At 61.5% G+C, this 23,419-nt stretch carries 26 protein-coding genes and 1 tRNA gene; 12 read left to right on the forward strand and 15 right to left on the reverse strand.

Going from position 1 to position 23,419, the window contains the following annotated elements:
- The first annotated feature begins 2 nt into the window (after nucleotides 1-2).
- The gene (locus tag NKI25_RS00220; protein WP_352997722.1) at nucleotides 3-440 is read left to right on the forward strand and encodes a hypothetical protein; all 438 of its coding nucleotides are present in this window, start codon (nucleotides 3-5) and stop codon (nucleotides 438-440) included.
- Nucleotides 441-819: 379 nt separating this feature from the next.
- Here the strand turns inward: NKI25_RS00220 and NKI25_RS00225 are convergent.
- Together NKI25_RS00225 and NKI25_RS00230 are read right to left on the reverse strand one after the other, a co-directional pair.
- A tRNA-Lys gene (locus NKI25_RS00225) sits at nucleotides 820-895 on the reverse strand.
- Nucleotides 896-1,239: 344 nt separating this feature from the next.
- On the reverse strand, nucleotides 1,240-2,145 hold the full coding sequence (locus tag NKI25_RS00230) for a PhzF family phenazine biosynthesis protein (RefSeq protein ID WP_352997724.1): 906 nt from the start codon (nucleotides 2,143-2,145) through the stop codon (nucleotides 1,240-1,242).
- A gap of 111 nt (nucleotides 2,146-2,256) precedes the next feature.
- Between NKI25_RS00230 and NKI25_RS00235 the strand changes: the two genes are divergently transcribed.
- The 4 genes from NKI25_RS00235 to NKI25_RS00250 all read left to right on the forward strand — a co-directional run bounded on the left by NKI25_RS00235 (nucleotide 2,257) and on the right by NKI25_RS00250 (nucleotide 5,835).
- The gene (locus tag NKI25_RS00235; RefSeq protein ID WP_352997726.1) at nucleotides 2,257-3,549 is read left to right on the forward strand and encodes an efflux RND transporter periplasmic adaptor subunit; all 1,293 of its coding nucleotides are present in this window, start codon (nucleotides 2,257-2,259) and stop codon (nucleotides 3,547-3,549) included.
- Nucleotides 3,550-3,551: 2 nt separating this feature from the next.
- A complete protein-coding gene (locus NKI25_RS00240) occupies nucleotides 3,552-4,259 on the forward strand; it encodes an ABC transporter ATP-binding protein (protein WP_352644836.1) in 708 nt (235 codons plus the stop codon).
- Nucleotides 4,260-4,261: 2 nt separating this feature from the next.
- Complete coding sequence (locus tag NKI25_RS00245; protein ID WP_023676652.1) at nucleotides 4,262-5,479, forward strand: ABC transporter permease; 1,218 nt, start codon at nucleotides 4,262-4,264, stop codon at nucleotides 5,477-5,479.
- 113 nt (nucleotides 5,480-5,592) lie between these two features.
- Nucleotides 5,593-5,835: a hypothetical protein gene (locus NKI25_RS00250; RefSeq protein ID WP_352997728.1), complete on the forward strand. Its 243-nt coding sequence runs from the start codon at nucleotides 5,593-5,595 to the stop codon at nucleotides 5,833-5,835.
- On the opposite strand, the gene NKI25_RS00255 is transcribed toward NKI25_RS00250, so the two are convergent.
- Together NKI25_RS00255 and NKI25_RS00260 are read right to left on the reverse strand one after the other, a co-directional pair.
- On the reverse strand, nucleotides 5,832-6,560 hold the full coding sequence (locus NKI25_RS00255; protein ID WP_352589635.1) for a hypothetical protein: 729 nt from the start codon (nucleotides 6,558-6,560) through the stop codon (nucleotides 5,832-5,834). The genes NKI25_RS00250 and NKI25_RS00255 overlap by 4 nt on opposite strands.
- A gap of 7 nt (nucleotides 6,561-6,567) precedes the next feature.
- The gene (locus NKI25_RS00260) at nucleotides 6,568-7,680 is read right to left on the reverse strand and encodes an endonuclease/exonuclease/phosphatase family protein (RefSeq protein WP_352589632.1); all 1,113 of its coding nucleotides are present in this window, start codon (nucleotides 7,678-7,680) and stop codon (nucleotides 6,568-6,570) included.
- Here NKI25_RS00260 and NKI25_RS00265 point away from each other — a divergent pair.
- The 3 genes from NKI25_RS00265 (at nucleotide 7,679) to NKI25_RS00275 (ending at nucleotide 8,913) form a co-directional block, all read left to right on the forward strand.
- A complete protein-coding gene (locus tag NKI25_RS00265) occupies nucleotides 7,679-7,816 on the forward strand; it encodes a hypothetical protein (RefSeq protein ID WP_352570411.1) in 138 nt (45 codons plus the stop codon). The genes NKI25_RS00260 and NKI25_RS00265 overlap by 2 nt on opposite strands.
- Nucleotides 7,817-7,867: 51 nt before the next feature.
- Complete coding sequence (locus NKI25_RS00270) at nucleotides 7,868-8,452, forward strand: BA14K family protein (protein ID WP_352589629.1); 585 nt, start codon at nucleotides 7,868-7,870, stop codon at nucleotides 8,450-8,452.
- A gap of 176 nt (nucleotides 8,453-8,628) precedes the next feature.
- Nucleotides 8,629-8,913, forward strand: coding sequence for a PilZ domain-containing protein (locus tag NKI25_RS00275; RefSeq protein WP_352570507.1), 285 nt, complete (start codon nucleotides 8,629-8,631; stop codon nucleotides 8,911-8,913).
- 10 nt (nucleotides 8,914-8,923) lie between these two features.
- On the opposite strand, the gene NKI25_RS00280 is transcribed toward NKI25_RS00275, so the two are convergent.
- The 5 genes from NKI25_RS00280 to NKI25_RS00300 form a co-directional block, all read right to left on the reverse strand.
- Entirely contained in the window at nucleotides 8,924-9,547 is a 624-nt protein-coding gene (locus NKI25_RS00280; protein WP_352997729.1) for a hypothetical protein, read from the reverse strand.
- Nucleotides 9,540-10,061, reverse strand: coding sequence for a hypothetical protein (locus NKI25_RS00285; RefSeq protein WP_352589623.1), 522 nt, complete (start codon nucleotides 10,059-10,061; stop codon nucleotides 9,540-9,542). Before NKI25_RS00285 ends, NKI25_RS00280 begins: the two co-directional genes overlap by 8 nt.
- A 499-nt stretch (nucleotides 10,062-10,560) precedes the next feature.
- Entirely contained in the window at nucleotides 10,561-11,538 is a 978-nt protein-coding gene (locus tag NKI25_RS00290; protein WP_352997731.1) for a DUF3592 domain-containing protein, read from the reverse strand.
- 257 nt (nucleotides 11,539-11,795) lie between these two features.
- Nucleotides 11,796-12,815, reverse strand: coding sequence for a ketol-acid reductoisomerase (ilvC, locus tag NKI25_RS00295; protein ID WP_023676662.1), 1,020 nt, complete (start codon nucleotides 12,813-12,815; stop codon nucleotides 11,796-11,798).
- 135 nt (nucleotides 12,816-12,950) lie between these two features.
- Nucleotides 12,951-13,604, reverse strand: a complete 654-nt coding sequence (locus NKI25_RS00300) for a TetR/AcrR family transcriptional regulator (RefSeq protein ID WP_023676663.1) — start codon at nucleotides 13,602-13,604, stop codon at nucleotides 12,951-12,953.
- Between the two features lie 153 nt (nucleotides 13,605-13,757).
- Here NKI25_RS00300 and NKI25_RS00305 point away from each other — a divergent pair, with 153 nt between their 5' ends.
- Nucleotides 13,758-14,186, forward strand: coding sequence for an anthrone oxygenase family protein (locus tag NKI25_RS00305; protein ID WP_023676664.1), 429 nt, complete (start codon nucleotides 13,758-13,760; stop codon nucleotides 14,184-14,186).
- 37 nt (nucleotides 14,187-14,223) lie between these two features.
- On the opposite strand, the gene NKI25_RS00310 is transcribed toward NKI25_RS00305, so the two are convergent.
- Entirely contained in the window at nucleotides 14,224-14,676 is a 453-nt protein-coding gene (locus tag NKI25_RS00310; RefSeq protein ID WP_023676665.1) for a MarR family winged helix-turn-helix transcriptional regulator, read from the reverse strand.
- Between the two features lie 100 nt (nucleotides 14,677-14,776).
- Here NKI25_RS00310 and NKI25_RS00315 point away from each other — a divergent pair, with 100 nt between their 5' ends.
- Together NKI25_RS00315 and NKI25_RS00320 are read left to right on the forward strand one after the other, a co-directional pair.
- Nucleotides 14,777-15,082, forward strand: a complete 306-nt coding sequence (locus tag NKI25_RS00315) for a Rieske (2Fe-2S) protein (protein ID WP_352997733.1) — start codon at nucleotides 14,777-14,779, stop codon at nucleotides 15,080-15,082.
- 1 nt (nucleotide 15,083) lies between these two features.
- Nucleotides 15,084-15,803, forward strand: coding sequence for a glutathione S-transferase family protein (locus tag NKI25_RS00320; protein WP_352829818.1), 720 nt, complete (start codon nucleotides 15,084-15,086; stop codon nucleotides 15,801-15,803).
- On the opposite strand, the gene NKI25_RS00325 is transcribed toward NKI25_RS00320, so the two are convergent.
- Together NKI25_RS00325 and NKI25_RS00330 are read right to left on the reverse strand one after the other, a co-directional pair.
- On the reverse strand, nucleotides 15,751-16,989 hold the full coding sequence (locus NKI25_RS00325; protein ID WP_352997735.1) for an FAD-dependent oxidoreductase: 1,239 nt from the start codon (nucleotides 16,987-16,989) through the stop codon (nucleotides 15,751-15,753). The genes NKI25_RS00320 and NKI25_RS00325 overlap by 53 nt on opposite strands.
- A gap of 74 nt (nucleotides 16,990-17,063) precedes the next feature.
- Nucleotides 17,064-17,474 (reverse strand): winged helix-turn-helix transcriptional regulator, encoded by a 411-nt coding sequence (locus tag NKI25_RS00330; RefSeq protein ID WP_352450047.1) that lies wholly within the window; start codon nucleotides 17,472-17,474, stop codon nucleotides 17,064-17,066.
- A gap of 135 nt (nucleotides 17,475-17,609) precedes the next feature.
- Between NKI25_RS00330 and NKI25_RS00335 the strand changes: the two genes are divergently transcribed.
- The gene (locus NKI25_RS00335) at nucleotides 17,610-18,500 is read left to right on the forward strand and encodes an SDR family oxidoreductase (protein WP_352997737.1); all 891 of its coding nucleotides are present in this window, start codon (nucleotides 17,610-17,612) and stop codon (nucleotides 18,498-18,500) included.
- Between the two features lie 41 nt (nucleotides 18,501-18,541).
- Here the strand turns inward: NKI25_RS00335 and NKI25_RS00340 are convergent, their stop codons facing one another.
- The 3 genes from NKI25_RS00340 to NKI25_RS00350 all read right to left on the reverse strand — a co-directional run bounded on the left by NKI25_RS00340 (nucleotide 18,542) and on the right by NKI25_RS00350 (nucleotide 23,377).
- A complete protein-coding gene (locus NKI25_RS00340; RefSeq protein WP_352450049.1) occupies nucleotides 18,542-20,461 on the reverse strand; it encodes a potassium transporter Kup in 1,920 nt (639 codons plus the stop codon).
- A gap of 158 nt (nucleotides 20,462-20,619) precedes the next feature.
- Nucleotides 20,620-22,539, reverse strand: a complete 1,920-nt coding sequence (locus tag NKI25_RS00345) for a potassium transporter Kup (protein WP_352997739.1) — start codon at nucleotides 22,537-22,539, stop codon at nucleotides 20,620-20,622.
- A gap of 97 nt (nucleotides 22,540-22,636) precedes the next feature.
- Nucleotides 22,637-23,377 (reverse strand): pyridoxine 5'-phosphate synthase, encoded by a 741-nt coding sequence (locus NKI25_RS00350; protein ID WP_023676671.1) that lies wholly within the window; start codon nucleotides 23,375-23,377, stop codon nucleotides 22,637-22,639.
- Nucleotides 23,378-23,419: the final 42 nt, after the last annotated feature.

Genomic DNA, 23,419 nt, shown 5'->3' on the forward strand with positions numbered 1-23,419 from the left:
TGATGAACAAACCCTCACAGATTTTCGGAGACCCCAAACAGGGGCTTCGCGATATTCTTGCTCGGATCATCAGAGATTTCGACAGCAAGAGCGGCGCTTTTGCCGGGCTGAAATACAATTCGCCGTGGATACTCGCCACCGAGGATTGGGCAGAGCGATCGGGCCATACGGTCGAAGAGCTATGCGAGATGATTTCTCAATGGCGAATCTCAATCTTTTCTGGCGAGCAGACAGACCCGAGAATCGTTCAGATTTTTGAAGATCTTCGCAGCGCCGCGGAAGATTGGCGAACCGAGACAGACTACATCGATCCACCCCTTCCCTACGATCCTGCAGAGGCAAAATTCCCCAATGGCAAAGAACTGAAAGCGCACCCTCAGGGCTTGGGATTCTTTGGGATTATCGACGCAGTTGCATCACTACGATGCCCGAGACCTTAGTTTTAGCGGAATTATCGAAGATAGATTTGGTCACGAAATTAGATTCTCGATGACCTTCAAGCTGGCATATGGTGGTCCCATAAGGTTGTTCTTCCAATTTCCTTACTATTCGGAAGGCGATCCGAGACATCTAGACCTCTTTATGCTTTCAGGCTGTTTTGTCTGTCAGGACCTCCGTTTGCCCGAAGCACTCGACCTTAAATGGACCGTCGGTAAAAGCAGGACAAGCTTCGATGCCGTCGACGGCGTCTTGGCCATAGTGCGGGCGATCCTCAGCTGTCTGCGGCCGACTATCCAATAGCGGTTGCATAAATGCGGCCACCCGATAGCGGCGAAACATCCCGCTTTCTAGGTCTTTCCACCAATTTTCTGAAAAATTTGGTGGGTGCGCACAGGATTGAACTGTGGACCCGCTGATTAAGAGTCAGCTGCTCTACCAACTGAGCTACGCACCCACTCGGCCGGCAAAACCGGCGTTGGCGGGCATATAGCCGCCGATATCCGCCATGTCCAGCCCTGCCGGATTCATTTCCCGACAAATCGCACGGGGTCTCGTCATCCCCTGGGCGGAGCGAACGCGAAGCGGAGCGCAGACCCTGGGATCCACGCCGTGACAGTCGTCGAAGAACGCAGCGACGCGGATTAGCATCCGTCCGCAAATGAGCAGAAGACGGCGGCTAGTTGAAGTCCAGCTTTCATCGTCGGCGGGTTGCCGTCCGGCCACGGCATGGATCCTAGGGTCTTCGCTACGTCGCTTCGCTCCTGCTCCGCCCTGGGATGACGAAGCGTAAGGGTAGGATCAGACATACAACCTGCCTTCAGCCACCTTGACCGCATGGCCACCGATGCGGGCGGCGGTCAGTTTGCCGCCTTCGACATTCAGTTCGAGGCGGATGCGCGAAGGCCGGCCCATCTCCAGCCCTTGCTCGATCCACAGTTGTGAAACGCCGTCCGTCGGGCCGTCGAAATGCATGATCGCGCCGGCGAAGGCGGCCGCCGCCGAACCGGTCGCCGGATCCTCGTAGGACGGACTGCCGGGCACGATCATGCGGACATGGAAGGCACTGTCATGGTGTACCGTCTCGCGGCAATAGACATAGGGGCTGGCGAAGGCCCAATCGCTCTTGCGTGGTGCGAGCTCCGACCAGGCCTGGTTGTCCAGCCTGATCCGGGCGGCCGCCTCCAGATTGGCGACGGGGATAGCCACGTAGGGCACGCCCGCCGACCAGAACGAAACGCGGTGGTTCTCGAAGCCGATCTCGTGCGGCCCGAGGCCAAGGGCGGCGCCGATCGCCTCGGGATCGGCCGACAATTCCAGTTGCTCCGGCAGTTTCGCCAGGTCGAACTCGGCGAAGGTCGAACCGTCGTGCTTGCTGACAGCGCAGCGCACCGGGCCGATATTCTCCTCGAGCACGAAGATGCCGGCGGCCTCTCCCGCCATTTCGGCGAGCGCTATCGCCGAGCCGACGGTTGGGTGGCCGGCGAACGGCATTTCATAGTCGGGCGTGAAGATACGGATGCGGGCCCGGTGCTTCGGGTTGTCCGGCGGCAGCACGAAGACGGTTTCGGACAGGTTGAACTCGCGCGCCACCGCCTGCATCGCCGCAACGTCCAGCCCATCACAGTCGAGCACCACGGCCAGCGGATTGCCGGCCAGCCGGTTGGTGGTGAATACGTCGTAAAGCAAGTAATTCCGCGGCTGCATCTCAGTAAGTCCTCTGCCTCATTCCCAACATGAGCGAAATTTAATTTGAATTTTGAACCATAAGGCCTGATTTGTGCACTGATGGGATATCACTGAACATAGGGGTCCGGCGTGGACCAGATTGTCAATCTGCCAAAGACGGAATCCGCTTCCGCCATCGAGACGGCGCTCGGGCTTGACCACCAGGGCCTGAAGACAAAACGCCGTCGCCGTTGGCTTTACGCAGTGTTCGCACTGCTTGCCGTCGCCGCGGCTTTTGTCGGCTACCAGTGGTACGCGGGCTCGCCCGCCAAGATCGAGTATACCACGACACTGGCTACCATGGCCGATCTTACCGTCGCGGTTTCGGCTACCGGCACGCTGCAGCCCCTCACCCAGGTCGATATTTCCAGCGAACTCTCGGGCGTCGTCCGCTCGGTCTCGGTCAACGAGAACCAGCTGGTGAAGAAGGGCGATGTGCTGGCCGCGCTCGACACCGCCAAGCTGGAGGTGCAGATCGAGCGCGCCCAGGCCTCGGCCAAGGCGGCGGCGGCGAGCGTCGAGGACGCCACCGTGACCGTGGCCGAAAACGAAAAGGGCCTGGTGCGCGCGGTACAACTGACCAAGCGCGGCATGGCGACGGACCAGTCGCTTGAAGCGGCAACCGCCACCCGCGACCGCTCGAAGGCGGCGCTTGATATCGCCAAAGCCAACCTCGCCATGGCCAATGCCGATCTCAAGGCGCAGCAGACGGATCTTGCCAAGAGCACCATCTACGCTCCGATCGATGGCATCATACTGACGCGCTCGGTCGATCCCGGCCAGACGGTCGCCTCGTCGCTGCAGGCGCCGGTGCTGTTCGTCATCGCCGCGGATTTGAAGAACATGGAACTGAAAGCTGCGGTCGACGAGGCCGATATCGGCGCCGTCAAACCCGGGCAGCATGCGCGCTTCACCGTCGATGCCTTCCCGGAACGGCCGTTCGACGCCGAGATCCGCGACATCTCCTATGCCTCGGTCACCACCGACGGCGTCGTCACTTACGATGCAAGGCTGGACGTCGACAATAGCGAGCTTCTGTTACGGCCCGGCATGACAGCCACCGTCTCGGTCGTCACCAAGCAGGCCAGGAACGTGCTCACCGTGCCGTCGATCGCCTTCCGCTACCGGCCGGCGCAGACGGCGGAGCGCGGCTGGAGCCTCACCGACGTGTTCACCGGCCGCATGGGACGCCCCGGCGGCAACCGCCAGCGCCAGGCGGCGACGAAGCCCACCGACGGCTCGCGCACGCTCTATGTGCTGGAAAATGGGCGGCCCCATCCGGTCAACGTCAGGGTCGGCTCGACAGATGGCGAACTGACCGAGATCGTCTCCGGCCTGGAGGAAGGCGCGCAAGTCATTACCGCCTCGCAGCAGCGGAGCTGATCGTGGCATCGGGCGCGATCCTCATCGGCTTCGACAAGGTCTGGAAAAGCTATGGCCAGGGCGAAGCCCGGGTGCATGCGCTGGCCGGCGTCGACCTTGCCATCAGGCGCGGCGAATTCGTCGCCATCATGGGCCCGTCCGGTTCGGGCAAATCGACGGCCATGAACATCATTGGCTGCCTCGACACGCCGACCGCTGGGACTTACAGCTTCGAAGGCATCGACGCCGGCCGTCTCGATCGCAACCGCCGCGCCGTGCTGCGCAACCTTTATGTCGGCTTCGTTTTCCAGGGCTACAACCTCTTGCCGCGCACCACGGCCGCCGAGAATGTCGAACTGCCGCTGATCTATCGCGGCGTTGGTGCCCGCGAGCGCCGCGGCCTGGCCATGCAGGCGCTTGCCGAGGTCGGCCTTGTCGGCCGCGAGCATCATACGCCGGCCGAGCTCTCCGGCGGCCAGCAGCAGCGCGTGGCGATCGCGCGCGCCATCGTCACCAGGCCGACGCTGCTCGTCGCCGACGAGCCGACCGGCAATCTCGACACCGCCCGCACGCACGAGATCATGGAACTCCTGACGCAGCTGAACAGCGAGCTCGGGCTGACTATCGCCATGGTCACGCACGAAGCCGATGTTGCCGGCTATGCGCAGCGCACGATCCGTTTCCTCGATGGCCATGTCGCCTCCGACACAGCCAATCTCGAGATGGCCTAGCCATGATCTGGGAAACCGTCCGTCTCTCACTCCGCTCCATCCGCCGCAACGTGCTGCGCTCGTTCCTGACGCTGCTCGGCATCGTCATCGGCGTCGCCGCCGTCATCGCCATGCTGACCATCGGCTCGGGTACCACCGAGAAGGTCAAGTCCGATATTTCCAAGCTCGGCAGCAATCTGCTCGTCATCCGTTCCGGCCGTCCGGCCGGGCCCGGCGGACCTGGAGGGCTCGACCAGGTGGTCCGGCCGCTGGGCGACAAAGATCTTGCAGCGCTTGCCGCGCATCTGGACGGCTCGCGCGCCATCTCGCCGGCGTCGCAAAAGCAGGTGCGCGTCATTTTCGGCACCGAAAGCCTGACCTCGGGCGTCACCGGAACCGACAGCGCCTATCTCGATGCCCGCGACTGGAAGCTGGTTTCGGGCCGCCCGTTCAGTGATTCGGAAACCCGCTCGGGCACCGGCGTCTGCCTCATCGGCGAGACGGTGCGCCAGCAGTTCTTCGGTGCCGGCGACCCCGAAGGCGAGATCATCCGCGTCAACCGCACCTCCTGCAAGATCATCGGCCTGCTCGAACCGAAGGGCTATACCGGTTTCGGCCAGGACCAAGACAATGTCGTGCTGATGCCGCTCGCCGCCTATCAGCGTCGCATTGCCGGCAATCGCGACATCGAATCGATCTATGTCGCCGCCGACGACGGTACGCCAACCACGGTGCTGCAGCAGCGCGTCGAGGACATCTTGCGCGACACACGCCGCATCACGCCCGACCGTGACGATGATTTCTCGATCCGCGACATGACCCAGATCGCCGATGCCATGGCCAGCGCCACCACCACCATGACTGGCATGCTCGGCGCCGTCGCCGGCGTCAGCCTGCTCGTCGGCGGCATCGGCATTATGAACATCATGCTGGTGTCGGTAACCGAGCGCACGCGCGAGATCGGCATCAGGCTCGCCATCGGCGCCCACGAAAAGCACATCCTCATCCAGTTCCTGGTCGAGGCAACCGTGCTGTCGCTGCTTGGCGGCATCATCGGCATCCTGATCGGCCTGGCGCTGGCCGGCCTCGCCTCGGTGACGCTGACGATCCCGTTTGCGCCGAGCCCGGCGGTCATCCTGCTTGCCGTCGGCTTTTCCGCGCTGATCGGCATGGTGTTCGGCTTCTTCCCGGCGCTGCGCGGCGCGCGGCTTAACCCGATCGACGCGCTGAGGCATGAATAGGCATTGCAGCAAGTGTCGCCTCCAGACGCTGCCAATTTTTTATGCAACCTGCCCTTGTCGCAGCACATTCTGCAATGATAACAATGCTGTTGGGGACTAAGGGGGAACAATGGATGAGCAAGAAAGCGCGACTGGCTCTGGCGATTGTGATCGTCGAAGCCGCCTTGGCAGGGCTTTGGTGGAATTTGATCCTTTATGGGATGGAGAATCCCGATCGCGTCACCGCTGACTTCCAGCAGGTAATTGGGCAGACGATGGGAACGACGATGGGCGCGCTCCTGGGTCTCGGCGTGCTGTTGTATTTTGTTGCCGCCCGCAACGACCGCAAGCCTATTGAAGGTAGGCTACGACGTTAGAGTTGGAAACCTTGCTCGCTCGCAAAGTGCCATTCGATCAGCGGTCTCATATGCGGCATCAACCCGTCCGGCAGGTCGGCTGCATTGCGGATGATGACGGGGCCTTCGATTTCAGGCTCTGACTCGGCCGCGACGAAAGCGCTGATCCGCTGTGCCAGGTCGTCGGCGGAGGCCGTCTCTCGGTAGCGGCGAAAGATCACCGTGCCGCTTGCCGTCGACAGGGCGTAATGGCGCCTGCCGCGTGTCGCGCCTGACAGGTCGAGACCGGTCTCTTCGCGCACCTCGCGGATCATGTTGAAGTCGACGTCGACAAGGCCATCGCGGAAATCGCTTGGCTCGAACGAACCGGCGGCGAAGTAGACGCGCCCCGCATTGACCGTATGCGGCGCCATGCGGATCGCCACAAGCGCATTGTCGCCGGCGACCAGCATGGCATGGGCATAGGCGTGCTCGGCCCCGGCCACCTGTCGATTGCCGCGCCAAAGCATGAAGGTCGAATACCGCACCGCATGGCAGCGGCCAACGAGGCGATTGTCGCGATAGCTGAGAGCGGAAAGCAGCACCACGATGCCGTCGAAAAGCGCCGGCTTGGCTGCGGTCTCACGCCGCCAGTTTGCGGCGATCGCCTCGGCATTATCGCGCTCGAACGGGTGCGGGCCGGGATCGAGCCTGACGTCGATGGCATCGACCGGCAGGATGACGTTGCGCGGCAGATCGAAACTCACGCCAGTCTCACACCATGTCGAGGGCAATTGCTACCGGGCAATGGTCGGATGCCTTCGGCCGGTCCCACCCGGCACGTGGGAAGCGCTCGACCTCCTGGCCCGCTGGAAATATGGTGCGCCAAGGCTGGCCGTTGCGGATGATATCGGGAACCGCGGTGGCGTTCTGCCTGGCCAGCGCCCTCGACAAAAGGATGTAGTCGAGCTGGCAGAGATGCCGCTCTTCCGGTCCGCGTGTGTGATAGAAAGTCCAGCGGTCCATTTCCGGCCGCCGCTCGACCGCGTTTTCACAAAAGCCGCCGGCAGTGAGCACATCGATGCAGGACCGGCTCTCGTCGATGACCTCGAAACGGTAGCCGTCGACGGCATCGCCGGTAATCTTCACGCGCTGCCGGTAGTCGTTCATATCGCCGCAGATTGCCCAGCGCTTGTCGGCGGCATGGTCCTTGCCGAAGCGCTCCTCGATGATCCGGCGCACTGCTTGAGCTTCGGCGATGCGCAGCGGCATGGTCGCCTCGCGGCCGTCGAGGCCGTTACGGGGCGAGCCCATCGACTTGAAATGCACGAGATACAGCGTCAACGGTGCGCCAGCCACCGTCAGATCGATTTCCAGGCAGTCGCGCCGGAAGATGCGCTCATTGGCCTGGTGACCAAGCGCTGCCAATTCCGCCGTGTGCAGCCCGAATTGCTCGAACGTGACATAGGCGTAGCTGGTCATGCGCACGAATTCGATCGGCTGGCCCTGCGCGGTCTCGTTGCGCATCATCACGGCGACGTCGATGCCGCGCGAATCATTGCCGGCGGTGGTGTATTTCTGCCGGTAGCCTTGCCCCACCATCTTGAACAGATAGCCATATTCGAAGGCCCTCAGCGCCTCGATATTGTCGACCTCCTGCATGCAGATGATGTCGGCGCGGGTGGCCGCGATCGCCAGCGCCGTCAACTGCCGCGTGTCGTCGGATTGGGCGATGGCCCGCGCCTGCTCGAGCATCTTGTATTCGGCCTCGCTCTGGATGTCGAAAAGCGCCAGCGTGCGATCTTCGTTGAGCTGATTGCGGTATCCGGAATAATCAAACCTGTTCATCAGGTTTTCGACGTTGAAGGTGGCAAGGCGCAGCGACATGGCTTTGACCTTTGCCCGCAAGCGCGCGCGAAAACAAGGGCGCAGAAATCAGGCGGCTCTGATTGATCGCGCGCTCGTTATGGTTGACGGAACCTTTTTGTTCATCTTCCGTTCAGATGGAAAGTTCCATCAATAGGCCCTTCCCCGGGGTATTCTGGGCGTGGGGCCTGAATCTTCGGAGAGTGCGATGAAACCGCTCTTTTTATCTTCTGTCAGATCCGGGCTGATGGCCCTCGGTCTGATCGCCGGCCTCTCGGCCCCCTCGCTTGCCGGGCCGATGCCCAAACCCCTGCTGCCGGTGGCGGGCAATGCCGCCGACATCGTGCAAATTCGTGAAGATTGGGCAGGCGGCAATGACAGGCAGATCTGGCGTTGGCGCAATCACGGCGTTCGGCAATGGCACGGCGGCAATGATTGGAGATGGCGGTCCAACAATTTCCGCGGCCGTCATTTCTCGAGACACTGGGACAATGGCGGCTGGGACGACAGCTGGCGTTGGCGCCATCACCGCCGCCATTACCGCGGCGGTTACTACGATGATGGTGCCGGCGCCGCGATTCTTGGGCTGGGCCTGGGGTTTGGCCTCGGCAGCCTGTACAACAATTACAACTACTACGATGCGCCCGCACCGCGGCGCTACTACCGGACACAGCGGCTTTCCAGCGCGCATGTCCAATGGTGCTACAATCGCTACCGGTCGTACCGCGCCTGGGACAACACGTTCCAGCCCTATAACGGGCCGCGCCAGCAATGCTACTCGCCCTATAGCTGAGCAGGCCGGTAATAATATCGTCTGGCGCCGCGCGTTGCGGCGCCGATTTTTTCTTACGGCCAGCAACCGCGAAAAATCGCCAGCCTCCACTGGTGATAACGCTATTTTTATCAGGCAGGTCTAATAATCCTCCCGATCAGAACGCCCGAGACGCGAAGATGGCTGGATTGCGTGCGATGGCCGAGGACGAACAGAGGGACAAACACCGGCAGCGCGTCTTGAAGGGCGCGGCGATCCTGACCGGCATGACCAACTCCGAGGTCACATGCACACTGCGCAACATGCATGCCGGCGGTGCCGAATTGAAGGTCTCGATCGACGCGCGCGTCCCCGATGAGTTCCTGCTCTATGTTCCGACCGACGGCATTGCCTACAAGGCGGTGGTCCGCTGGCGCCGCGAGGACCGAATTGGGGTGATGTTCACCGGCACCGAACCAAAGCCCAGCTGGCACTACGGCTGAGATCCCGGCGCTATCCGGGTGGCAGGACTCGCAGTGTCTGCTCGTCAAACAGCGGCTCATCCTGGCCGACGCGAACGAATAGAAGCTTTCGCAGTTCGGGTGATTGCACCTCGAAATACTGAATGCCGTCCGGGGCTTCGCCCCATTCGCCGCAAGGCGGTTCGCCGACCTCGTCAGGGTCGGCAACGGCTTTCAATTCACTGAGATAAACGGCATCGGGACTGAAGACATACCGCAGGGTGCGCGTGGGCGCGACCCCTTCGGTGTAAGGCATGAGCACGCAACGTGTGCTGATGGCTTTCTCGGTCTTCTGCGTAAAAATGCGCTGCAACGCAGCGTCAGCGGCCTCGCCCGGCAGCATATCGAAGACTTCGACGACGGGATCGGCCGGCCCGCCGTCGCTGTATTTGATGGCAAGAGCATTGCCGCCAAGCTCGAAATGAATCCGGCGAAAACCGAAATCGCAGCGCTGCACCCAGGCAGCCAGCCCGACATCCTTGTCCGCCAGCCGTTCCCAAGCGCATTTGTCGACAGGCGGACGCGACGGCTTGCTTTGGTCGGCACGAGCGCCGGTTGCCATGGCCATAAGGACCGGCAGGGCGAAGATGCAGGCCGACAGTCTCTTGCTATTCATCGCTACAACCCGTCAAGCTAAAGGCGTCCCAGGCTGAACCATCGGGATTGGCTTTGGCGAAATCGGGCCATTCGGTAAAAATCGCGCCGAAGTCAGGCAACAGCAACCCTGCCGGCGCCGGCGAGGCTTCGCGGGAACTCAACTGCTCGGCACCGCCTGCATTGAACGCATAGACCTGCCCATCCCACACTCTGCACAGCCCGGTGCCGTCCACGAGACCAGCCTCACGATCGTCGTCGGTGCAGGTGTGCCGGATCGTGCCCACAGGAAACGAGTACTTGCCATTGGTCCAGGTAATGTCCGACGGCAGACGAATGTCGGTGTTGGGCACGATCAACGAAAAGACCTCGGTCGTCAGCGCGGCCGGCTCGTTGTTGGTTGGCCGGAACTGTATCGTCGCTCCCGAACGCGGCTCGCGATAAGTCGCATGGCTGAGCGAACATTCTGTTGCGTTCGCTGCTTGCAACAGGCTCAGCATGCTCAGAAAAATAGCTGCTGCTTTGTGGATGATCATTTAAGTCCCTTGGAGCAGCATCATTGTGAAGTCTGAGCATCGATGCTTTAGCATGGCCCAAGGCCACGTCGAAAAGAAGAATCGATGATGCGAAATCTCTTGATGCTCATTTCGATCTTAACATTTTCGTGCGGCAGCGCCTTTGCCACGGAACCCTATGTGGGCACATGGTCCGGGGACAGATCGAACTGTACCGCCGTTGCGGATGTTCAACGCCAGACTGTCTACACATTGTACCGCGACGCGCTGTCGGTCCCTGCTCTCGGCTGCGAACACGCAACGTTTCTCAAGACGCCTACGGGCTGGGTGGCGCGGGCCAGCCAATGTTACGGATCCGACCCGTCGGCCGAAGAGCCGTTCTCCCGTGTCATCCATATTGTGGTCGACGGGGCGACGGTGAGATTGACATGGCCTGGCTTCGACAGCGGAGTTCTTGTCAGATGCTGAAGACAAGTGCCCTTCCTCTGAATCTACAGCGTCTAGGGCGGCAGCTTCAGCATTAGATCACCCCGACAAGCAGCGCGGCTCCACCTATCAAGCCAACGGCGCAGACCCACAGGAGCCAAAGCCCGCTCACCCTGCATTCGAGAACCGCTGCAACTGGGTTGTCGGGATCGTAGTGGACCTCAACCTTGTCGCCCTGAAGATAGCGCTGTGATTGACCGCTGACGAGCCTCGGCAGCGAAGCCGTCACGTTTGCGCCGAAAGCGATGCGATCGGCGGCGTAGCGCTGGCCGGCGACGCTATAGCTGTAGACGATGCGGGATTTGAAGACTGTTCGCCAGGGCCGATAGCCGCCTCCGGACCTGTCGCGGGTCTCGAATTTCTGCAGGCCCGAGGCGTCGATGCGTCCTGCCGTGATGGGCCATTTGGCCGCCTGTTCCGCAAGTGACTTCTGGGCAAAGCCCATGCGCAGGACAAATAATCCCATGAAAAGCAGCAGGGCCGCGGCGCCGAGGTTCTGCGGCTTGGGCAAAAACGGCCGGACCGCTTCGAGGACGCCGCCGACGGAGAAGACCAATACAAGCGCGCCGACCACCAGCCCGGCCGAAAGCTGGACCATGAACTTGAAGGAGCCGTCAGGCATGGTGCGTTCGATCACGGCCTTGGCTGGATCGGCCGGATTGTAGAAGACGGTTACGCCGGCCCCGTTTGGAAATTTCGCAAGGGTTTCCGCCACGGCAAAGTTTCCAAGGTTCTCCTGCACGCTGTAGTGCGAACTGCGAAATGTCTTGCCGTTCACCTTGTATTCGAAGGTGATTGCCGGGAAGTTGCGGATTTCGGTCGACCCTCCGCTGTCCGAACCGGATCCCGAACTGGTCACCTCGCGAGCCTCGACCCGCGACGAGATGATCTTTCCCGGCGTAGGAGACCAGCGGCTGACCGCCCTCACCTCCCACCACTTCAGCAAGGTGACGAGGGAGAGCATGCCGGCAACCGCGCAGGCAAACCCGACCAACAGAAATTTGAGTTCCAACTCTCACCCCCTTGGCACTTTTGTGCCATGCCCCGCACAGGCATATCACGGTGATGAGGATAGTGCGCCTGTGCAGAAGCCTGGAAACCACACAATCTTGATGCGAAAAGGCCGGCGGATCGCTCCGCCGGCCTTTCTTGATTGGCAATGAAATTGCGATCAGTTCTTGGCCTTGTCGACCAGCTTGTTCATGGAAATTCCCACGCGCCCGCAGGGCGAAGCCCGAGGACGGGTAACGAAACGAACGTGGATTTCCTTCAGTTCTTGGCCTTATCAACCAGCTTGTTCTTCGAGATCCACGGCATCATCGCGCGCAGCTTGGCGCCGACTTCCTCGATCTGGTGGCTGTCGTTGTTGCGGCGGATGCCCTTGAAGCGCGACATGCCGGCGCGGTATTCCTGCATCCATTCCGAGGTGAACTTGCCGGTCTGGATATCCTTCAGCACGCGCTTCATCTCGGCCTTGGTCTCGGCAGTGATGATGCGCGGGCCCGAGACATATTCGCCCCATTCGGCGGTGTTCGAGATCGAGTAGTTCATGTTGGCGATGCCGCCTTCGTAGATCAGGTCGACGATCAATTTGACCTCGTGCAGGCACTCGAAATAGGCCATTTCCGGCGCGTAGCCGGCTTCCACCAGTGTCTCGAAGCCGGCGCGGATCAATTCGACCAGGCCGCCGCACAGCACCACCTGCTCGCCGAACAGGTCGGTCTCGCACTCCTCGCGGAAATTGGTCTCGATAATGCCCGAGCGGCCGCCGCCAACGCCGCAGGCGTAGGAGAGCGCCAGGTCGAGCGCATTGCCCGAAGCGTCCTGGTTGACCGCGACCAGGCACGGCACGCCACCGCCCTTCTGGTATTCGCCGCGCACCGTATGGCCAGGCCCCTTCGGCGCGATCATCACGACGTCGACCGAAGCTTTGGGCTCGATCAGGCCAAAATGCACGTTGAGGCCGTGGGCGAAGGCGATTGCCGCGCCATCGCGGATGTTTGGCGCGATCTCGGATTTGTAGATGTCGGCCTGCAGCTCATCCGGCGTCGCCATCATCATCAGGTCGGCCCATTTGGCGGCATCGGCTACGCTCATCACCTTGAGCCCGTCGGCCTCGACCTTCTTGGCGGTCGCCGAGCCGGCCTTGAGGCCGATGGCGATGTCCTTGACGCCGGAATCCTTGAGGTTGAGCGCATGCGCCCTTCCCTGGCTGCCATAGCCGATGATAGCGACCTTCTTGCCCTTGATCAGGTTGAGATCGGCGTCGCGATCGTAATAGACACGCATTTTTCTTCCTTCCCGTTTTGAACCAGAGCATGATGCCGAAAAGTGTGAAGCGGTTTTCGGACGACATCATGCTCCATCTTTTAGTGTAGAGCCGGATTCAGATTTCAGGTCGATTTGACCTGAAATCATCCGGCTCTATGGGCCCTGCGGCCCGGTTTTTGCCCCGAAAAGAGCGAGAAACTGCTGCGTCGCCCGGACGGCGTCGCCGCCGATCGCCACATCAGTCAATTCCAGCCGGTCGCCAAGCAGCAAGCGGATCTGCACGTCACGGGCGACCAGCCCGAAAAAGGTGCGGAACGCCGTCTCCGCGTCCGAAAATTCAAGGAACCCGGCCTGTCTCCCGGCCTCCAGCACCGGCTTGAGGCGCTTGGCCAGCGCAAATCGACCGTTCTCCAGCACGATGACGCCGAGATCGTCCTTCCCCGAACTAGCATGGCCGACCGCCACCCTGTTCAGCGCGATCGAGGTGTCACTCGAAATTACCTTGAGCCAGTCCGAAGCGAAGCGTTCGAGGCTCGCCGTCAGCGAAGGGAGGTCGAGCCCCTTGCGGTCGACCGGCACTACCCGCACCTTGGACGCCTGCCATTGTACCGTTGCCGTCAACAGCCCGTCGCGATCGCCGAACCATTTGTAGAGCGTCTCCTTCGAGCAGCTCGCCCGCCGCGCCACGGCGGTCATGGTCAACTGATCGCCCTCTTCGACCAGCAGGCGAAGGGCGGCGTCGAGCACGTCCTTCTGCCGCTCCGTCAGCGCCTCGCTGGTGTCGATGTCGGTCACAGCGTGCAACACAGTTTTTCCTCCGGAGGCAAACTCACCCGCAGTTCAGATACGAGCTCGATGGCGTACCGTACGTTACGGTTCGGCTTTATGGCGTATTGCCCGACCCGACGCAACCCTTTATTTCTGTTTGCTCCATGCGGGGCATCACGGGAGACACGGATCATGCTCGCCGGATTGCTTGCCTTGACCGTTGCCGCAGTGTTCGCCGGCGCGGCTATCTACGTCAGCGTCGCCGAGCAGCCGGCGCGGCTTCGCCTCGATGACAAGGCATTGCTGCAGGAATGGCAGCCTTCCTACAAGCGCGGCGCCGCCATGCAGGCCTCGATCGCCGTCATCGCCTGTATTCTGGGCCTCGTCGCCTGGTGGCTGACCGGCAATCTCGCTTATCTGGTCGGTGCCTTGCTGATCATCCTGCCTTGGCCATGGACGCTGCTGGTGATGATGCCGGCAAATAGGTTGCTGGAGGCGATGGACGCGAACTCCGTCAATCCTGAAGCTCGGACATTGATCGCCAAATGGGGCAATCTACATCTGGTCCGCGTCGGTCTTGGCGTTCTGGCGACGTTGGCATTCCTCTTGGGCAGTGCCTGACCTCGCCAATCGGTGCCATCTTCGTCATGAAGGCGTGTCACTCCAGGGCGGGCGGATCTCGCAGGCGCCCAAGCAGAGCTGACAGCGCGTCGAGCTCATCATTGGAAAGCCGGGAGCCGACCAACTCCGCGATCGACCGGCCGTAGACAGCCCACATGCGGCGGCGCGTCTCGCGTCCCTTGTCTGTGACGCGGACTGTTTGCCCGCGGCCGTCATCGGCAACTGGAAGCTTCTCGACCTGCCCGTCGGCTTCGAGCCGCGCCAGCAGCCGGGAGATGTTGTACTGCGCAAACAGAGTGCGCTCGGTGAGTTGGAACGGCCGCAATCCGCCCTCGCCCGCCTCGGCAAGCTCATGCAGGACGTCGTACCAGGCAAGCGGCGGCAGGCCACTGTCCTTCAGCGCGTCCTCGGCTCGTTCCAACAACTGGCGCGAAACCCGCATCAGGCGGGCCCAGGCCTTGATGGCTGGAGGTGAAGGAATCCCGGTCATGATTGCATCGTAGGCGATAGATGCAATTGCATCAAGCTTGACGATCGATGCAAATGCATCTATATAGATGCAATCGCATCAATCATGAGAGGCAATTCCGATGAAGCATGAAATCTGCAAGATCGCCGACATTCCGGAAACAGGCAGCCTCATCGCTCCGTTTTTCGGCCGCGAGGTCCATGTCTACCGCAGCGGCGAGCGTATCCGCGCCGCCGCCGACGTCTGCCTGCATTTCGGTGGCCCGCTCGACTGCAAGGACGGCAAGCTCGTCTGCCAGTGGCACGGCGCCTCGTTCGACATGGCGAACGGTGATCGCCTCGAAGGCCCGGCGCCGAAGGGCTCCCGCCTGATGTTCCTCTCCACCCGCGTCGAGGACGGCGCATTGAACCATGTCTGGGGAGAGTGAGATGACCGACAAGCTCATCCTCGTCAGCCACCATCTTTGTCCCTATGTGCAGCGCGCGGCGATTTCACTTCGCGAAAAGGGCGTGCCGTTCGAACGCATCACGGTCGATCTCGCCAACAAGCCTGCCTGGTTCAAGGCGATATCGCCGCTCGGCAAGGTGCCGCTGCTCCGCGTTGAGCATGACGGCCAGGAAACGGTGATCTTCGAATCGCTCGTCATCCTCGAATTCCTCGAGGAAACCCAGCCCAATCCGCTGCATCCCACCGACCCCTATGCCCGTGCCCGGCATCGCGCCTGGATCGAGTTCGGCTCGGCAATCCTCAATGCCATCGGCCGCTTCTATTCAGCGCTCACCGAAGCCGCCTTCATCGCCGAACGCCGGGCTCTGGCAGCAATGTTCGATCGCCTGGAACTGGCGAACGGCGCGGCTGGGCCACGGTTCGACGGCGAGCGCTTTTCACTGCTCGACGCGGTCTACGGGCCGATTTTCCGTTATTTCGAGGTCTTTGACCGGATCGGCGATTTCGGCATCCTGGACGGAAAACCGCATATCCAGGCCTGGCGCAAGGCATTGCACGAACGCCCATCCGTAAAGGACGCGGTCGCTCCCGATCATGCGCAACGCCTCCATGCATTCTTGCAGGCTAAGGGTTCGCACCTTTCGGAAATCATCCGCCAAAACGATCCGGCCACAGCGCTTCCGCAAGCCCGATCGGCTTGAATGGATTGAGCACCGTTCCTGTAACCATGGAAGCAAGAAACTGCGGCGCCGGCGGGACTTTTGCCAGCGTCGCCACCAGCCTGTCGCGGACGAACGGCATCACAATCGAATCCGATTGATAAAACGGCGTCAGCACCAGCGACAGCGCCTGGAAGACCCGCACATGCCATCGCCGCGCCCGAACGTAAGCTTCCAGCGCAGTATCGATACGGGCCGTTCCTATGAGTGCGTAGTTGAGCGCGGCTGCATCGAGCAGCGCCATGTTCGCGCCCTGGCCGAGCTGCGGGCTTGTCGAATGGGCCGCGTCGCCGATAACGGCCAATCGCCGTCCGGCTGGCGTCTTCATCGTGTGATGGCCATAGCGCGCCATCGAGAGCTGCTCGAAACTGTCGATCTGGTCGATGAAGGCCGCGCATTCAGGCCACAGCCCGGCCAATCTCGCCTTCCATGCATCGAGACCTGCCGCCCATACGCACTCGGCATCCGCCTGCTTCAGGCTCCAGAAGAATGCCGCCATCTTCCCGGCACCGGGCTCAGGCCGGCCGATCGGCAGCACGCCGATCATCACGCTCGCTTTGTCGTAGCGCTGCAGCAGGGCGTGCTCGTCGAAACCCTCGCCGCGCCAGCCGAGCGATGCCCAGAACGCGCCATAGGCGAGCGATCGCGGTTCGCCCGGATTGGTTACGCACCGCCGCAGTTTGGAGCGCGAACCGCTGGCATCCACTACCAGGTCGAACGACCCTATCCGTCGTCCGTTGCCGCAGATCAATGTTGCCCGCTCGCCGGTTTCCAGCGTCTCGAGCTCGATACCTGTCTCGATGGTGATCGCCTGGCGCCGGGCGGCGCGGAAAAGCACGCCGAACAGAGCCGCGCGGTGCACCGCCAGCCCGAAGCGACCGCCGCGCTGGGCATCATAACGGACATCGAGCATGGTGCGGCCAGTTCTGGCGTCTGCACCATGCAGGCGGTCTATGCGGCTGCCCAGCGCCAGAATGTCGTCGAGCAGCCCGAGATCGGCAAGCACCGTCAGCCCGGTCGGCTGCAGGATCAGCCCGGACCCGACCGGTTTTGGCTGGTCGAAGCGCTCGAAGATGGTGACCCTATGTCCGGCGCGCGTGAGATAGAGCGCGGCGGCAAGTCCGGCCGGCCCGGCGCCGGCAATCGCGATGTCCAGAGAATTGCCCATTTGCCCGACCCAACCCAGGCCGGACAATCCTTCAGCGCTGTCGCTAAATCAAGCCGCCGTCTCGGCCTTGAGGCTCAGCCCTCGGCAGCATCGAAAATCTTCCGCGCCTCGCGTACAGCGCCGTGATTGAGCTCGGCCCATTGGATCAGCTGATGCAAGGGTCCAAACATCGAGCGCCCGAGATCGGTGAGGCTGTATTCGACGCTCGGCGGTTTGGTTGGAAACACCTGGCGATGCACATAGCCGTCGCGCTGCAGATCGTGCAGCGTCTGGGTGAGCATGCGCTGTGAAATATCGGGCACCAGCCGCCGCAATTCGCCGAAGCGGTACGGCTTCTCGGCCAAGGCCTCCATCAGCAGTGAACTCCATTTATTGCTTATGCCCTGGATCACGTCGCGAACCGGGCAATCCGCAAGGTTTCCGCCACCGCTGCCTGCTTTGTAGATCTCGAGCTTCGATCTCAGATTGACGATCTTGCCGTCCATGGCTGGTTCCCTGGGTGTGCCTACCTCCCGCAAAACTGCCTTCTTTACGAGGATGGGTCAATTCCTATTTTAGTGCTGGTCTCTTTTTGAGACTAACATATGCACCGCCGCTCCGGCGCAACGTCAGGACATCTCATGACCGACACCCTTCTCGTCACCGGCGCCTCCGGCCAGCTTGGCCGCGGCGTCATCAATCATCTGCTTGACACGCTCAAGGTCTCCCCTCAGCGCATCATCGCCGCCACCCGCAATCCGGAAAATCTGGCCGATCTGGCAGCGCGCGGCGTCACCATCAGGGCGGCCGACTTCGACGACACCGCATCGCTGGCCAGTGCATTCACCGGCGCCGACAGGGTTCTGATCATTTCGACGAACGAACTCGCCCTTCCCGGCAAGCGCCTGAAGCAACATGAGACCGCGGTCGCCGCCGCAAAAAGCGCGGGCGTTTCGCACCTGCTCTACACATCGATGCCCAATCCGGAACCAGGATCGCCGGTGCTGTTTGCGCCCGATCACCACGGCACCGAGCAGGCTATCAAGGCGAGCGGCATTCCCTACACCATCTTCCGCAACGGCTGGTACCAGGAGAACCTGTTCATGGCGCTGCCGCACGCCATCGCGTCGGGGCAGTGGTACACATCCGCCGGAGACGGCCGCATTGCCCATGGCGCGCGCGACGACATGGCCGCGGCGATCGCCGCCAGCCTTGCTTCGAGCGCAACCGAAAGCACGACATACACGCTGACCGGCCCCAAGGCCCACACGATGGCCGAGATTGCAGCCCTCGTCACCGAGGTCACCGGCAAGCCGATCGAAGTTATCCAGCTTTCGGATGAAGCGCTGACCGAGGGATTGAAGGCAGCCGGCGTTCCCGAAGCTTTTGCGCCTGTCATCGTTTCCTTCGACACCAACACCCGCTCCGGCCGGATCGGCATGGTGACCGACGCGGTCGAGACGCTGTCCGGCAGGAAGCCGCAGCCGCTGAAGCAATTTCTTGAAGCAAACAAGGCGGCTCTGGTGAGCTGAGCCTCACAATGGCCGTGCCCTCAAAGGGCACGGCTATTTGTTCAGATAGCCACCTGCGTCCCGATCTCGACCACCCGTCCGGTCGGGATCTGGAAATATTCCGTCGCATCGGCCGCCGTGCGCGCCAGCCCGATGAACAGCTTGTCCTGCCAGACCGGCATGCCGGAATTGGGCGAGGCCTTGAGAGAGCGCCGCGACAGGAAGAAGGAAGTCGTCATGATGTCGAACTTCCAGCCCTGTTTGCGGCAGATCGCCAGCGCACGCGGGATGTTGGGCTGCTCCATGTAGCCGAAGGTCAGCGTCACCCGCATGAACAGCTCGTTGACCATTTCCATCTTGACGCGCTCGCTGTCGGGCACAACCGGCTGCGGTGCCGTCACCACCGAAAGGATGACGTTCTGCTCGTGCAGCACCTTGTAGTGCTTCAGGCTGTGCATCAGCGCGGTCGGCGCGCTCAGCGGATCGCTGGTCAGGAACACCGCGGTGCCCGACACCAGATGCGGTTTCTTCTTCAGCAGATTGCCGGCAAGGAAATCGAGCGGGATCTCGTTCCGGCGCGTCTTGTCGAACAAATAGCGGCTGCCGCGGATCCAGGTCCACATAGTCATCACGATAACTGCGGCGATGGCAAGCGATGCCCAGCCACCTTCAAACACCTTGACTATGTTGGCGGCAAAGAAGCCGGTATCGACGAAGGCGAACACGGCCATCAAGGCGATCGCGACGCCGAGCGGCCATTTCCAGATGCGCGTCATCACAACAAAAAGCAGTACATTCGTCACCAGCATGTTGCCGGTCACCGAAATACCGTAGGCCGAGGCCAGGCGGCTGGATTCGCCGAAGCCGACCACCAGCAACATCACCACCAGCGCCAGCATCAGGTTGATGCGCGGCAGATAGATCTGGCCCGACTGTTTTTCCGACGTATGCTGGATAACGAAACGCGGCAGCATATTGAGCTGCACCGCCTGTCTGGTCAGCGAAAAAGCGCCGGAGATCACCGCCTGGCTGGCGATGACGGTCGCCGCCGTCGCCAGCACGACCATCGGAATAAGCGTCCAGCCCTGGTTCATCTCAAAGAATGGATGACCGACAACGCCGCCATTTGCCAGCACGAAGGCGCCTTGCCCGACATAGTTGAGCAACAGACAAGGGAACACGATTGCCAGCCAGGCGAGTACGATCGGCTTGCGGCCGAAATGGCCGAGGTCGGCATAGAGCGCCTCGGCGCCGGTGACGGCGAGGAAGACCGCACCAACCGTGACGAAGGCGACATCGGGCGAGTTGACCAGGAACGACACGATGTAATGCGGGCTGATCGCCAGCAGGATTTCCGGATCGGCGATGATGTGGTTAATGCCGGAAAGGCCGATGGCCAGGAACCACAGCGCCGTGACTGGCCCGAACACCAAACCTACGCCGCCGGTGCCGAATCGCTGTACCGCAAACAGGATCGCCAGGATGGCCAGTGTCAGCGGCACCACATAGGGCTGGAATGTCGGCGTGACGACATTCATACCTTCGACCGCCGATAGCACCGAGATCGCCGGCGTAATGACTGCGTCGCCGAAAAAAAGCGCCGCGCCGACGATGCCGATGCCGAGGATCACCGCCGAGCGCGTCGGGAAACTGTTGCGCGCCAGCGCCATCAGCGACAGCACCCCGCCCTCGCCTCGATTGTCGGCGCGGAGCACGAACATGATGTATTTGATGGTGACGGTGATCGTCAGCGACCAGATGATCAGCGACAACACGCCAAGGATGTCGCCACGGTTGGCGACGTTGCCACCGGCCGATGCATGCAACGCCTCGCGAAATGCATAGATCGGGCTGGTACCGATATCGCCGTAAACAACGCCGAGCGCGCCCAGCATCAGCACCTTGGTGCTGTGCTGCTCGACCTCAGAATGGCTCGATTGTTCGACAGGTTCTGCCTCGTTACCAGCATTGGTAAGGGCCATGGACGACACTCCGGTAAGCGGGCGGTGCTCTACGCTTGCTGCGCTGCAATATCAAGTGCCGTCACGTAAAGGCTCCGTCCCGATATTGCGAGTCCTCCACGACTTGGCAGACTCAGTCCGATCGGCAGACCACCTGGAATGTCGCAACGGACACGTTTTTAAATAGCCACCTGCGTCCCGATCTCGACCACCCGTCCGGTCGGGATCTGGAAATATTCCGTCGCATCGGCCGCCGTGCGCGCCAGTCCGATGAACAGCTTGTCCTGCCAGACCGGCATGCCGGAATTGGGCGAGGCCTTGAGAGAGCGCCGCGACAGGAAGAACGACGTCGTCATGATGTCGAACTTCCAGCCCTGTTTGCGGCAGATCGCCAGCGCACGCGGGATGTTGGGCTGCTCCATGTAGCCAAAGGTCAGCGTCACCCGCATGAACAGCTCGTTGATGGTTTCCATCTTCACCCGCTCGCTGTCGGGCACCACCGGCTGCGGCGCCGTCACCACCGATAGGATGACATTCTGCTCGTGCAGCACCTTGTAGTGCTTGAGGCTGTGCATCAGCGCGGTCGGCGCGCTCAGCGGGTCGCTGGTCAGGAACACCGCTGTGCCGGATACCAGTTGCGGTTTTTTCTTCAACAAGTTCGCGGCAAGGAAATCGAGCGGAACCTCGTTCCTGCGGGTCTTGTCGAACAGATAACGGCTCCCCCGCACCCATGTCCACATTGCCATCACGATCACGGCAGCGACAGCGAGAGACGACCAACCACCTTCGAAAACCTTGACGATGTTGGATGCGAAGAAACCAATATCGACCAGGCTGAACAGCGCCATCAGCGGAACCGCGACGGCTAGTCGCCATTTCCAGATGCGCCTCATGACCACGAACAGCAAAATGTCCGTCACCAGCATGTTGCCGGTCACCGAGATGCCATAGGCTGACGCCAGAGCGCTCGACTCCTCGAAGCCGACCACAAGCAGCATGACAACCAAGGCCATCAGTAGATTGACGCGCGGCAGGTAGATCTGACCCGACTGCTTTTCCGACGTATGCTGGATTTCGAAACGCGGCAAAATGTTGAGTTGCACCGCTTGGCGGGTCAGTGAAAAGGCCCCGGAAATAACCGCTTGGCTGGCGATCACCGTTGCGGCCGTAGCCAGCACCACCATTGGAACAAGCGCCCAGCCCGAGTTCATCTCGAAAAAGGGGTGACCGACAACGCCGCCATTGGCCAGGATAAAAGCACCTTGCCCCGTATAGTTGACCAGCAAACACGGAAATACGATCGCCAACCAGGCAAGCACGATGGGTTTTCGGCCAAAGTGACCGAGATCGGCGTAGAGTGCTTCGGTCCCGGTAACGGCCAGAAAGACAGCACCGATGGTAACGAAGGCTACGTCGGATGAGTTTATCAGGAAGGACACGCCATAAAGCGGATTGACCGCCAGCAGGATTTCCGGGTCGTCGATGATGTGGATAAGCCCGGACACACCGATGGCCAGAAACCAGACGGCGGTAACGGGACCGAACACCAAGCCGACGCCGCCGGTGCCGAAACGCTGCACCGCGAACAGGATCGCCAGAATCAGCAAAGTCAGCGGCACGATGTAGGGCTGAAACGCCGGTGTAACGACGTTCAAGCCTTCGACGGCCGACAGCACCGAGATTGCCGGCGTGATGACAGCGTCACCGAAAAACAGCGATGCACCGATTATGCCTACACCGAGGATCAGCCCCCACCGCTGGGGAGCGCTGCCGCGTGCCAGCGCCATCAGCGAGAGTATGCCGCCCTCGCCGCGATTGTCCGCGCGCAACACGAACATGATGTATTTTATGGTGACAATGATCGTCAGCGACCAGATGATCAGCGACAGCACGCCGAGGATATCGCCGCGCTCAGCGATATTGGTGCCGGACGAAGCATGCAGTGCCTCGCGCAACGCGTAGATCGGGCTGGTGCCGATGTCGCCGTAGACCACGCCGAGCGCGCCCAGCATCAGCACCTTGGTGCTGTGCTGCTCGACGGTGGAGTGGCTGGATTGCTCGATGGGTTCCGCCTCGCTACCAGCGTTGGCAAGGGCCATGGACGACACTCCCATAGACGTGCGGCGCTCTATGCTGCGGGGATGGAAAGGACGCGCTGCCGTGCCGAGAACGCATGGCCTATCGGCTCGCCTTTCTCTACCAGCCACAAGCCTTCAGAAACCGCCTGACCGTTGCGGCCATGCCATACTCCAACGCATCGGCTGTCAACCCATGTCCGATCGACACTTCGGCCAATGCCGGGATACACTTGGCCAGTGCCGGCAAATTGCTCACCACAAGGTCGTGCCCGGCGTTGACCTGGAGCCCTGCAGCCAGTGCGGCATCCGCCGTTTTTCCCAATTTCTCCAATTCCTTCGCCGCTTTTGCCGAATCGGAATGATAGCTGCCGTATGGACCCGTATAGAGTTCGATCCGGTCGGCGCCGGTGTCGCGAGCGGCTTTCACGCCAGCGGGATCCGGATCGGAAAACAGCGATACGCGAAAGCCTCCCTTCTTCAGGCGCTTGACAACCGGTGTCAGGAACGCGGCCTCGGCGGCGAAGTTCCAGCCATGGTCGGAAGTCGCCTGCGCCGGGTCGTCGGGCACCAGCGTCACCTGCTCCGGCTGGTGCTTTTCCACAAGCGCCAGGAAATCCTCGGTCGGATAGCCCTCGATGTTGAATTCCGCATTCGGGAACTCGTCGTCGATCAGCGCCCTGATCTGCGGCAGATCGGAATGCCTGGTGTGCCGCTCGTCGGGTCGCGGGTGCACCGTCAGCCCATGCGCGCCGGCAGCAAGCGCGATGCGTCCAAGCCCGGTCACGCTTGGCCACGGCAGGTCGCGTCGGTTGCGCAGCATGGCGATGGCATTAAGGTTGACGGAAAGCTTTGCAGGCATTTGCACGGCTCCAGGCTGATCTTGGCGCGCATCTATACCGCC

Source organism: Mesorhizobium sp. M0808, from assembly GCF_040320025.1.
Taxonomy (GTDB): Bacteria; Pseudomonadota; Alphaproteobacteria; order Rhizobiales; family Rhizobiaceae; genus Mesorhizobium.